At 65.6% G+C, this 11,240-nt stretch carries 8 protein-coding genes and 1 tRNA gene; 3 read left to right on the top strand and 6 right to left on the bottom strand.

Annotated elements, in window-relative coordinates; all coding sequences use genetic code 11:
- Window positions 1–63: 63 nt before the first annotated feature.
- The 4 genes from A9W96_RS28170 to A9W96_RS28150 all read right to left on the bottom strand — a co-directional run bounded on the left by A9W96_RS28170 (window position 64) and on the right by A9W96_RS28150 (window position 4,458).
- A complete protein-coding gene (locus tag A9W96_RS28170; RefSeq protein WP_067144509.1) occupies window positions 64–1,536 on the bottom strand; it encodes a cytochrome ubiquinol oxidase subunit I in 1,473 nt (490 codons plus the stop codon).
- Between the two features lie 91 nt (window positions 1,537–1,627).
- Window positions 1,628–2,233 (bottom strand): HdeD family acid-resistance protein, encoded by a 606-nt coding sequence (locus A9W96_RS28165; protein ID WP_369830884.1) that lies wholly within the window; start codon window positions 2,231–2,233, stop codon window positions 1,628–1,630.
- 27 nt (window positions 2,234–2,260) lie between these two features.
- The gene (locus A9W96_RS28160) at window positions 2,261–3,592 is read right to left on the bottom strand and encodes an adenylate/guanylate cyclase domain-containing protein (protein WP_067144507.1); all 1,332 of its coding nucleotides are present in this window, start codon (window positions 3,590–3,592) and stop codon (window positions 2,261–2,263) included.
- Window positions 3,593–4,384: 792 nt separating this feature from the next.
- Window positions 4,385–4,458, bottom strand: a tRNA-Leu gene (locus A9W96_RS28150).
- A 112-nt stretch (window positions 4,459–4,570) separates the two neighbouring features.
- Here A9W96_RS28150 and A9W96_RS28145 point away from each other — a divergent pair.
- On the top strand, window positions 4,571–5,185 hold the full coding sequence (locus tag A9W96_RS28145; protein WP_066866931.1) for an ANTAR domain-containing response regulator: 615 nt from the start codon (window positions 4,571–4,573) through the stop codon (window positions 5,183–5,185).
- Window positions 5,186–5,320: 135 nt separating this feature from the next.
- Here the strand turns inward: A9W96_RS28145 and A9W96_RS28140 are convergent, their stop codons facing one another.
- The gene (locus tag A9W96_RS28140; RefSeq protein ID WP_067144506.1) at window positions 5,321–6,520 is read right to left on the bottom strand and encodes a lipid-transfer protein; all 1,200 of its coding nucleotides are present in this window, start codon (window positions 6,518–6,520) and stop codon (window positions 5,321–5,323) included.
- A complete protein-coding gene (locus tag A9W96_RS28135) occupies window positions 6,517–6,960 on the bottom strand; it encodes a Zn-ribbon domain-containing OB-fold protein (RefSeq protein WP_067144505.1) in 444 nt (147 codons plus the stop codon). The genes A9W96_RS28140 and A9W96_RS28135 overlap by 4 nt, the downstream gene beginning before the upstream one ends.
- A gap of 163 nt (window positions 6,961–7,123) precedes the next feature.
- On the opposite strand from A9W96_RS28135, the gene polA reads away from it, so the two are divergent.
- Together polA and rpsA are read left to right on the top strand one after the other, a co-directional pair.
- A complete protein-coding gene (gene polA, locus A9W96_RS28130; RefSeq protein ID WP_197497935.1) occupies window positions 7,124–9,784 on the top strand; it encodes a DNA polymerase I in 2,661 nt (886 codons plus the stop codon).
- 228 nt (window positions 9,785–10,012) lie between these two features.
- Window positions 10,013–11,240 (top strand): 30S ribosomal protein S1 (gene rpsA / locus A9W96_RS28125; protein WP_067144504.1); only part of this gene is annotated, 1,228 nt, incomplete at its 3' end.

Below are 11,240 nucleotides of genomic sequence, written 5' to 3'. Positions count from 1 at the left end.
GATGCCGAACCACAACTCCTGCAGTCCCATCGTCTCAACTCCTTCCGGCGTCGGTAAGCCTGGTCAGTACGCGAAGGACAGGGGTGCCACCTCGTCGTCGCTGGGCGCTTGCGGGGGAGCGGGTTCCGCGTCGTGCTCCAGCGGGCCTTCGACGACGTAGCGCTTGAGCAGGAAGAACCAGAGCACCGCGAGTACCGCGTAGACGAGGGTGAAGGTCACCAGCGAGGTGATGACCATGCCGGGCACGTGATTCGACACCCCTTCGCGGACCGTCATCCGAACCAGTTGATCGCCAGTGGGATTGGGCGCCACCACCCATGGCTGGCGGCCCATCTCGGTGAACACCCACCCCGAGATGTTGGCCAGAAACGGCGTGGGGATGGTGAGCAGGGCGAACCACGACAGCCACCGGCTGCGGGGTGTCCGGTGGCCGCGGGTGACCCACAGCACGGTCAGGGCGAACAACACTGGGATGGCCAAAAATCCGATCATCGCCCGGAAGGACCAGTAGGTGACGAACAGGTTCGGCCGGTAGTCGTCGGGGCCGAAGCGCTGCTGATACTCCTGCTGCAGCTCGTCCACGCCGCGCAGCGTCACGCCGCTGAACTTGCCTTCGGCCAGGAACGGCAGGACGTAGTGCACCTTGATCACCTCGGCGACGCTGCCGCAGTTGTTGTGCGTTCCGATCGTCAGCACCGAGAAGTCGGGGTCGGTTTGCGTGTGGCACAACGCTTCCGCGGACGCCATCTTCATCGGCTGCTGGACGAACATCAGCTTGCCCTGCCGGTCACCGGTGAAGAACAAGCCGACCGTGGCGATGAGCACGACCCCGCATCCGAGGATGGCCGCGGGGCGAAACATGGTGCGCGCCTCGGCTTGTGCCTCGGGCGTGGTGGAACCGGGCCTGCGCGAGCGCACCATCCACCATGCGCTCACCGCGGCGACGAACGTGCCCGCGACCAACAGCGCGCCGGTGACCGTGTGCGAAAACGCCGCCTGCGCAGTGTTGTTGGACAGCAGGGCGAAGATGTCGTCCAGTTCGGCGCGGTGCGTCGCGGGGTTGTAGTGGGCGCCGACCGGGTGCTGCATGAACGAGTTCGCCGCGATGATGAAGAACGCCGACGCGTTGACGCCGAACGCGACGATCCAGATGCAGGCCAGGTGGATCAGCTTCGGCAGCCGGCTCCAGCCGAAGATCCACAACCCGATGAACGTGGACTCGAAGAAAAAGGCGAACAACCCCTCCATCGCCAGTGGCGCGCCGAAGATGTCGCCGACGAACTTCGAGTACTCCGACCAGTTCATGCCGAACTGGAATTCCTGGACGATCCCGGTCGCCACGCCGATGGCGAAGTTGATCAGGAACAGCTTGCCGAAGAACTTGGTCAGCCGGTACCAGGCGGTGTTACCGGTGGCCACCCACACCGTCTGCATGATGGCGATCAGCGGCGCCAGGCCGATGGTGAGCGGCACGAAGATGAAGTGGTAGACGGTAGTGATACCGAACTGCCACCGCGAAATATCGACGACATTCATCTGTCATCTCCCGAAACTGCGGAGGCCCGATCCCAACGGCTACGACAGAGTGTAGTAGACGAATCGGTGCCGCCGCCACCGGCGGCCCTGCTCAGCTGGCGAGGGTCTTGGAGGCCTTGCGGATTCCGAACGACGAAATGATCTCGAAGACGCCGATGACGACGAACCACGCGCCGACCACGATCGCCAGGGTGACGATGGATTGGAACGGGGACGCCAGCACGACGATGCCGGCGAGCAGGCTGATCACGCCGACGAAGATGTTCCAGCCCCGCCCCGGCAGGTGCGGGTCGCTGATGGCCGAAACCGTTGTGGCGACTCCGCGGAATATGAACCCGACGCCAATCCAGATGGCCAACAGCAGGATTGCGTAGCCCTGACCGAAATGACGGAATGCCAGTAACGCCAAGATCAATGACGCTGCGCCGCTGATGAACAGCAGGATCCGGCTGCCCGCCGAGACATGAAGCGAGAAGGCGAAGACGACCTGCGCGACACCGGTAATCAGCAGATAAACGCCGAAGGCGATGGCGGCGACCAGGATGGAAATTCCCGGCCACGCCAGCACCAGGACACCGAGGACAAGAGACAGAATTCCCGACAGCAGAGCGGATTTCCACAGATGCGGCAGCAAGCTTGGAACGGGGTGGGTTCCAGGAGAGCCAGGGGAGATAGTCATGGCCGCAGTCTGGCACAAACGTGCGCCGTGGTACAGGGACTTTGGTCAGACGTGAACGGTGCGTGGATCCTCGGCACGCAGGTCGGTGGGTTCTTCGCCTGCCTTGCGCCCGATTAGATACCACGTGCGCATAACGCCCTTGCCCTTGATCTCGATGCGGCCGCGCTCTTGCAGCACGAACTGGTTTTTCAGGCGCTCGTACATCGCCTGGGGCACTTGGATGCGGCCCACCGAATCGGTGGATTCCATCCGCGAGGCGACGTTGACGGCGTCGCCCCACACGTCGTAGAAGAACCGGCGCGAACCCACGACGCCGGCCACGACGGGTCCGCAGGCCATGCCCATCCGCAGCGGGACGGCCTGGCCATGCGGATCACGCAGTGCCGCAGCAACATTGGCCATATCGAGAGCGAAATCGGCGAGGGCGAAGGCGTGATCCGGCCGCGCCCGCGGCACGCCGCTGACCACCATGTAGGAGTCCCCGCTGACCTTGATCTTCTCCAGGCCGTGTTTGTCGACCAACTCGTCGAAGGCGCCGTAGAGCCGGTCCAGGAACTGCACCAGGTCCGCCGGCGCCGTGCTGCTGGCGCGCTCGGTGAAGCCGACGATGTCGGCGAACAGCACGGAGGCCTCGTCGTACTTGTCGGCGATGACGTTTCGGTCGGCGCTCTTGAGACGCTCGGCGATGCTGCCCGGCAACATGTTGGCCAGCAGCGCTTCCGAGCGCTGGTATTCGGATTCCATCACCGACTCGGCGCGCTGGGTATCGCGCAGCGCGTACCACACGGTGATGAACACCATGACGCAGGCGGAGATGATGGTGACGACGAACATCATCGACTGCGCCCAGGCCGGCACCAGGCCGGTGTCGCGGGGAACGAGAAATTCCAGGGCGATGATCAGGCCAGCGGCGATGGCCGCCACGATGGCGGCCAGCACGATGTGGTCCAGCCCCAGCACCAGCACCACCAGGCAGACGCCCACCACCAAGAAGAATTGGCCGCCCGATGCCGTGCCCGAGTCCCAACAGGTGGCGGCGACCGTGACGTAGGCCGTACCGATGAAGGTCAGCGGTGCAACCAGTTCACCGAACCGGTGCAGCCACGGCACGCTCGCGAAGATCAACGCCGAGACGACGTTGACGAGGACGATCTGCCAAATCCAGGCGCCGGTGACCACCTGCAGTACCACGAAAGTGGTGCAGACCACGACGGCGAGCCAGGCCGCGATCGAGAGCACGCGGAATTCACGCGCGGCGCTGTCGGCGTAGTGCTGACTGCGGGCGCGCGACTGAGCGCGCGCCGCGGCCACGCAGTCCGGGCGCCCCGACGAGCCGTCTGGGCATCTTGGTGGGGCACCACACTTCTTGGCCGCCACGGGTGCCAGCCTAACCGCCGAGCAGCGCCCTCGGCGGCCGTCTTGAAAGAAAATCCTGGTTTTCGCCCCCGTAAGTTTCTGAGTCTGATAACAGTTCTTGTTATCGGGTTGTAATCGGGTTTAGGAGTCATTGGTTCCGGTTATTTAACACGTGTTTGACAGGGCTTATGGACACGTGATCGCCTCGACTAAGGGGTGCCGCATGGCGGGTCTCAAGAGGTTTGTTCTTGCCTCAATCCTGGTTTCCACCGCGTTTTTGATGCAGGGCTGTAGCGCCGCGTGCAGCGAGCCCAGTTGGCTACTGCGGGTCGCCACCGATTCCATCGGTAACTACTCGCCGGGAGCGGACGTGTCGGCCTCGGGCCAGATGTGCGTAACCCGCTCAATCGGCGATTGATCTGGCGCACTTGCCGTTTGGTCGCTTGCTCGATCATGCGACCTCACGCGCGCGGCGGCTTGGTCGGTCGTCGGCACCGGTAGCGGGGTGACGGCCGGGAGGTGCCGATGTGTGTCGACGCCGCGCGCCACGGGTCCGCAGAACACGCTCCAGTGGTAGCCCGGATCGAATGAATTCAAATGAGCGCGTATTCGCGTGGCTTTCCCGGAATGCGCCGAATTACGTATTAATGCGTGCAATTTATTAAAAAGCGGGACCGAGCACATACCATTGGAATGTTTTTAGGCGAATTTGCAGACCGCTTGTACGCGCGAATGCCGCAATACTCCACTGCGGTACCGGAAAAGGGCTGTAGGCCTGTCGGCGGTCCCGCTCGAAGGTGCCGAACGCTTGTGTGCCCTCGGTGAGATTCGAACTCACACTGGACGGGTTTTGAATCCGTTTCCTCTGCCAGTTGGGATACGAGGGCGTGCGGCCTCTTACCTTAGAGGCAGCCTCCCACCATAGAGGATCAGGAGTGCTCACCCGTCTCACCGCCCCCGAGGTCGCTGGTCTGAGGCGTTCACGACACAATATTCGTCATGACAGGCCCCACGACCGACACCGACGCCGCTGTGCCGCGCCGGGTCCTGATCGCTGAAGACGAAGCGCTCATCCGCATGGATCTCGCCGAGATGCTCCGAGAGGAGGGTTACGAGATTGTCGGGGAGGCCGGCGACGGGCAGGAAGCCGTCGAGCTGGCCGAGCGCCACCAGCCGGATCTGGTGATCATGGACGTCAAGATGCCGCGCCGCGACGGCATCGACGCGGCCTCGGAGATCGCCAGCAAGCGGATCGCCCCGATCGTCGTCTTGACCGCCTTCAGCCAGCGCGACCTGGTGGAGCGGGCGCGCGACGCCGGCGCGATGGCCTACCTGGTCAAGCCGTTCACCATCAGCGACCTCATCCCGGCCATCGAACTGGCCGTCAGCCGCTTCAGTGAGATCGCCGAGCTCGAACGCGAGGTGGCCTCGTTGTCCGACCGGCTGGAGACCCGCAAGCTCGTCGAGCGCGCCAAGGGGCTGCTCCAGAGCGAACAGGGCATGACCGAGCCCGAGGCCTTCAAGTGGATTCAGCGGGCCGCCATGGACCGCAGGACCACGATGAAGCGGGTGGCCGAGGTCGTCCTGGAGACCCTGGGCAGCTCTGACGAGTAGCTTCCCCGGCCGTCGAGCGTGAACCCACGGCTTTCGGTGTGAACTGAGGGCGCCGACACGCCGAGGGCGGCCGCCGTGGCTTCACACCGAAAGCCGTTGTTTCACACTCGAAACGGCCGCAAACGGCCGCAACCGTTAGCGGGCGACGATCACCGACGAGCCGTGGCCGAACAGGCCCTGATTGGCGGTGACGCCCACTTTCGCGTTGTCCACCTGCCGGCCGGTCGCCTGGCCGCGCAGCTGCCAGGTCAGCTCGCAGACCTGAGCGATCGCCTGGGCGGGAATCGCCTCGCCGAAGCACGCCAGCCCACCCGACGGGTTGACCGGGACCCTGCCGCCGATCGTGGTCGCGCCGCTGCGCAGCAGCTGCTCCGCCTCGCCCTTGGCGCACAGCCCCAGGTGCTCGTACCAATCGAGTTCCAGCGCGGTGGACAGGTCGTAGACCTCGGCCAGGCTCACGTCCTCCGGGCCGATGCCCGCCTCGGCGTAGGCCGCGTCCAGGATCTGATCCTTGAACACCCGCTCCGGGGCGGCCACGGCGGCGGTGGAATCCGTTGCGATATCCGGCAATTCGGGAAGGTGCTGGGGATACTGCGGGGTGACCGTGCTGACCGCGCGCACCGACGGCACGCCCTCGAGCGAGCCGAGGTGCTTGTGGGCGAACTCGGCGCTGGCCACGATCAGCGCCGCGGCGCCGTCGGAGGTGGCGCAGATGTCGAGCTGGCGCAGCGGGTCGGACACCACCGGGCTGGCCAGCACGTCCTCGACCGAAGATTCCTTGCGGTAGCGGGCATTCGGGTTCTGCAGGCCGTGCTGGGAGTTCTTCACCTTGACCGCAGCGAAGTCCTCGGACGTCGCGCCGTAGAGGTCCATCCGGCGGCGCGCGAGCAGCGCGAAGTACACCGGGTTCATCGCGCCGATCAGGTGGAAACGCTGCCAGTCGGGGTCGTTCTTGCGCTCACCGCCGACGGGGGCGAACGCGCCCTTGGGCGTGGTGTCGGCGCCGATGACCAGCGCGACGTCGCAGAACCCGGCCAGAATGTGGGCGCGGGCGCTCTGCAGCGCCTGCGAACCGCTGGCGCAGGCGGCGTAGCTGGAACTGACCGGCACACCGTTCCAGCCCAGCTTCTGGGCGAACGTCGACCCGGCGATGAAGCCGGGGTAGCCGTTGCGGATGGTGTCGGCCCCGGCGACCAGCTGGATCTGTTGCCAGTCCAGCCCGGCCTCGGCCAGCGCGGCGCGCGCGGCGACCACGCCGTATTCGGTGAAGTCGCGGCCCCATTTGCCCCAGGGGTGCATGCCGGCGCCCAGGATGTAAAGCGGTTCCGGGCTCATTTCGCGATCCTCCAACCGTGCACGGTGCGCTCCACGCCGTCAGCGTCGGTGAACAAGGTCATGGTGGTCAGCTCCATCTGCATGCCGACCTTCAGATCGGCCGCCAGCGTGCCCTCGACGACCTTGCCGAGCACAATGATGCCCTCGTCGGCCAGCTCCACCGCGGCGATGGCGAACGGCTCGAACGGGTCGGCCGCCGGGTAGGGCGCGGGCGGCGGGTACCGGTTCTCGGTGTAGCTCCACAGCGTTCCCCGGGTCGACAGGGCGACGGACTCCAGGGTGTCGCTGGCGCAGGCCGGGTTGGGGCAGTTGTTCTCCCGCGGCGGGAAGACATAGGTGCCGCACTCGGGGCACTTGCTGCCGATCAGATGCGGGTTTCCGGCGTCATCGGTGGCGAACCATCCGTCGATCGCGGGTTCTGGACTGGTGACCTCTGGCACCCGGCCAGACTACCCAGCCCCAACGCAAAACTGAAACGTGTTGCAGTTCTGCCGCGGGCGCGGTCGGGACGCCTGCCTCGTCACACCGGGTGCCTAGAGTGAGACCGTGCCCGCCACGAAAACCACCCCCAAGGCCAGCGAGGAACAGACCACGCCGACGCTCATGCTGCTGGACGGCAACTCGCTGGCGTTTCGGGCGTTCTACGCGCTGCCCGCCGAGAACTTCAAAACCCGCGGCGGGCTGACCACCAACGCGGTCTACGGCTTCACCGCCATGCTGATCAACCTGCTGCGCGACGAGGCCCCGACCCACATCGCCGCCGCGTTCGACGTCTCGCGTCAGACGTTTCGCTCCGAGCGCTACCCGGAGTACAAGGCCAACCGGTCCGCGACGCCCGACGAGTTCCGCGGCCAGATCGACATCACCAAGGAAGTCCTTGCGGCGTTGGGCATCACGGTGCTGGCCGAGGAGGGGTTCGAGGCCGACGACCTCATCGCGACGCTGGCCACCCAGGCCGAGCGCGAGGGCTACCGGGTGCTGGTGGTCACCGGCGACCGCGACTCGCTGCAGTTGGTCAGCGACAACGTGACCGTGCTGTATCCGCGCAAGGGGGTCAGCGAGTTGACCCGCTTCACCCCGGACGCCGTCGTCGAAAAGTACGGGCTGACCCCGCAGCAGTACCCCGACTTCGCCGCACTGCGCGGTGACCCCAGTGACAACCTGCCCGGCATACCCGGCGTCGGGGAGAAGACCGCCTCCAAATGGATCGGCGAGTACGGATCGCTGCAGGCGCTGGTCGACAACGTCGACTCGGTGCGCGGCAAGGTCGGCGACGCGCTGCGCGCGCATCTGCCCAGCGTGATCCGCAACCGCGAGCTGACCGATCTGGTCAAAGACGTGCCGCTGGCCCAGACCCCGGACACGCTGCGGCTGCAACCGTGGGATCGCGACCAGATTCACCGGCTCTTCGACGACCTGGAGTTCAGGGTGCTGCGGGACCGGTTGTTCGAAACCCTGGCCGCGGTGGAGCCCGAGGTCGACGAGGGCTTCGACGTGCGCGGCGGCGCGCTGGAACCCGGCGAGCTGGCCGTGTGGCTGGCCGAGCACAGCTCGGGCAAGCGGTTCGGACTGGCCGTCGTCGGGACTCATCTGGCCTACGACGCCGACGCCACCGCCCTGGCCATCGTGTCCGCCGACGGCGAGGGCCGCTACATCGACACCGCGACACTGGATCCCGAAGACGAAGCGGCACTGGCGTCTTGGCTGGCCGACCCCGGTCCGCCCAAGGCGCTGCACGAGGCCAAGCTGGCGATGCACGACCTGGCCGGGCGGGGCTGGACGCTGGCCGGCGTCACCTCCGACACCGCGCTGGCCGCCTACCTGGTGCGCCCCGGCCAGCGCAGCTTCTCCCTCGACGACCTCTCGCTGCGCTACTTGCGCCGCGAGCTGCGCGCCGAAAACCCTGAACAGCAACAACTTTCGTTGCTCGACGATGACGAGGGCGTCGACGACCAGGCGGTGCAGACGCTGATCCTGCGCGCCGTGGCGGTGCTGGATCTGGCCGAGGCGCTCGACGAAGAGCTGGCCCGAATCAACTCCACCTCGCTGTTGAGCGGCATGGAGCTGCCGGTGCAGGCCGTGCTGGCCGGGATGGAAAACGCCGGCATCGCAGTCGATTTGGACCTGCTGCAAGAGCTGCAAAGCGATTTCGCCCACCAGATCAGGGATGCGGCCGAGGCGGCGTACGCGGTGATCGGCAAACAGATCAATCTGGGCTCGCCCAAGCAGTTGCAGACGGTGCTCTTCGACGAGCTGGAGATGCCAAAGACCAAGCGCACCAAGACCGGATACACCACCGACGCGGACGCGTTGCAGTCGCTGTTCGACAAGACCGGCCATCCGTTCCTGCAGCATCTGCTGGCCCACCGCGATGCCACCCGGCTCAAAGTCACCGTCGACGGGTTGCTGAACTCGGTGGCCTCGGACGGCCGCATCCACACCACGTTCAACCAGACCATCGCCGCGACGGGCAGGTTGTCGTCGACGGAGCCGAATCTGCAGAACATCCCGATCCGCACCGAGGCGGGCCGGCGGATCCGCGACGCGTTCGTCGTCGGCGAGGGCTACAGCGAGCTGATGACGGCCGACTACAGCCAGATCGAGATGCGGATCATGGCCCACCTGTCCAAGGACGAGGGCCTCATCGAGGCGTTCAACACGGGGGAGGACCTGCACTCCTTCGTCGCGTCGCGGGCGTTCGGCGTCCCGATCGAGGAGGTCACCGCGGAGCTGCGCCGCCGCGTCAAGGCGATGTCCTACGGCCTGGCCTACGGCCTGAGCGCCTACGGGCTGTCCGCCCAGCTCAAGATCTCCACCGAAGAAGCCAAAGATCAGATGGAGCAGTACTTCGCCCGGTTCGGCGGGGTGCGCGACTACCTGATGGACGTCGTCGAACAGGCTCGCAAGGACGGCTACACATCGACGGTCTTCGGCCGCCGTCGCTACCTGCCCGAACTGGACAGCAGCAACCGCCAGGTGCGCGAGGCCGCCGAGCGGGCCGCGCTCAACGCGCCCATTCAGGGCAGCGCGGCCGACATCATCAAGGTGGCGATGCTCGAGGTCGACAAGGCGATCAAAGCCGCCGGGCTGTCTTCCCGGATCCTGCTGCAGGTGCACGACGAGCTGCTTTTCGAGGTCGCGCCCGGCGAGCGGGAACAGCTGGAAGCGCTGGCGCGCGAAAAGATGGGCGGCGCCTACCCCCTCGACGTCCCGCTGGAGGTGTCGGTGGGTTACGGCCGTTCGTGGGACGCCGCGGCGCACTAGCGCGGCGAACGAAGCTTCCGAGGGGTGTAATCGCTGCTTGATCGGCCGCCGAATGCGAGGCCATGGCGGAAAATCGGCTGACAATTCGCCGTGGCGTCACGTTCGGGACATCCGTTCGGCCGCCGTCAACCGCGCTGGGTTTGGCCAGCATGTGCCCAGTCGAGTAGCCTCGACAGGTAAATCCTGAATTGTCCCTACGACCAAACCTGTCCGGAGCAACCCAACAATATGCCGAGTCCCGCCGTCACCTCGCCGCAAGTAGCCGTCAACGACATTGGCTCGAGCGAGGATTTTCTCGCCGCAATAGACAAAACGATCAAGTACTTCAACGATGGCGACATCGTCGAAGGCACGATCGTCAAAGTGGACCGGGACGAGGTGCTCCTCGATATCGGCTACAAGACCGAAGGGGTCATCCCCGCCCGCGAACTCTCCATCAAGCACGATGTCGACCCCAACGAGGTCGTTTCCGTCGGTGATGAGGTCGAAGCCCTGGTCCTCACCAAGGAGGACAAAGAAGGTCGCCTGATCCTGTCCAAGAAGCGCGCGCAGTACGAGCGCGCCTGGGGCACCATCGAGGCGCTCAAGGAGAAGGACGAGGCCGTCAAGGGCACCGTCATCGAGGTGGTCAAGGGTGGCCTGATCCTCGACATCGGGCTGCGTGGCTTCCTGCCCGCCTCACTGGTGGAGATGCGTCGCGTCCGCGATCTGCAGCCGTACATCGGCAAGGAGATCGAGGCCAAGATCATCGAGCTGGACAAGAACCGCAACAACGTGGTGCTGAGCCGCCGCGCGTGGCTCGAGCAGACCCAGTCCGAGGTGCGCAGCGAATTCCTCAACCAGCTGCAGAAGGGCGCCATCCGCAAGGGTGTCGTCTCCTCGATCGTCAACTTCGGTGCATTCGTCGACCTCGGTGGGGTGGACGGCCTGGTGCACGTCTCCGAGTTGAGCTGGAAGCACATCGACCACCCGTCCGAGGTCGTCCAGGTCGGCGACGAGGTCACCGTCGAGGTGCTCGACGTCGACATGGATCGCGAGCGGGTTTCGTTGTCGCTGAAGGCGACTCAGGAAGACCCGTGGCGCCACTTCGCCCGCACCCACGCCATCGGCCAGATCGTGCCCGGCAAGGTCACCAAGCTGGTTCCGTTCGGTGCGTTCGTGCGCGTCGAGGAGGGCATCGAGGGCCTGGTGCACATCTCCGAGCTGGCCGAGCGCCACGTGGAGGTCCCCGACCAGGTGGTCGCGGTCGGCGACGACGCGATGGTCAAGGTCATCGACATCGACCTGGAGCGCCGCCGAATCTCGTTGTCGCTCAAGCAGGCCAACGAGGACTACACCGAAGAGTTCGACCCGGCGAAGTACGGCATGGCCGACAGCTACGACGAGCAGGGCAACTACATCTTCCCCGAGGGCTTCGATTCCGAGACCAACGAATGGCTCGAGGGATTCGAGAAGC

This window comes from Mycobacterium sp. 1245852.3 (assembly GCF_001669335.1).
GTDB lineage: Bacteria > Actinomycetota > Actinomycetes > Mycobacteriales > Mycobacteriaceae > Mycobacterium > Mycobacterium europaeum_A.
The sequence above is the reverse complement of the archived record's forward strand: the minus strand, read 5'-3'. Positions and strand labels throughout refer to the sequence as shown.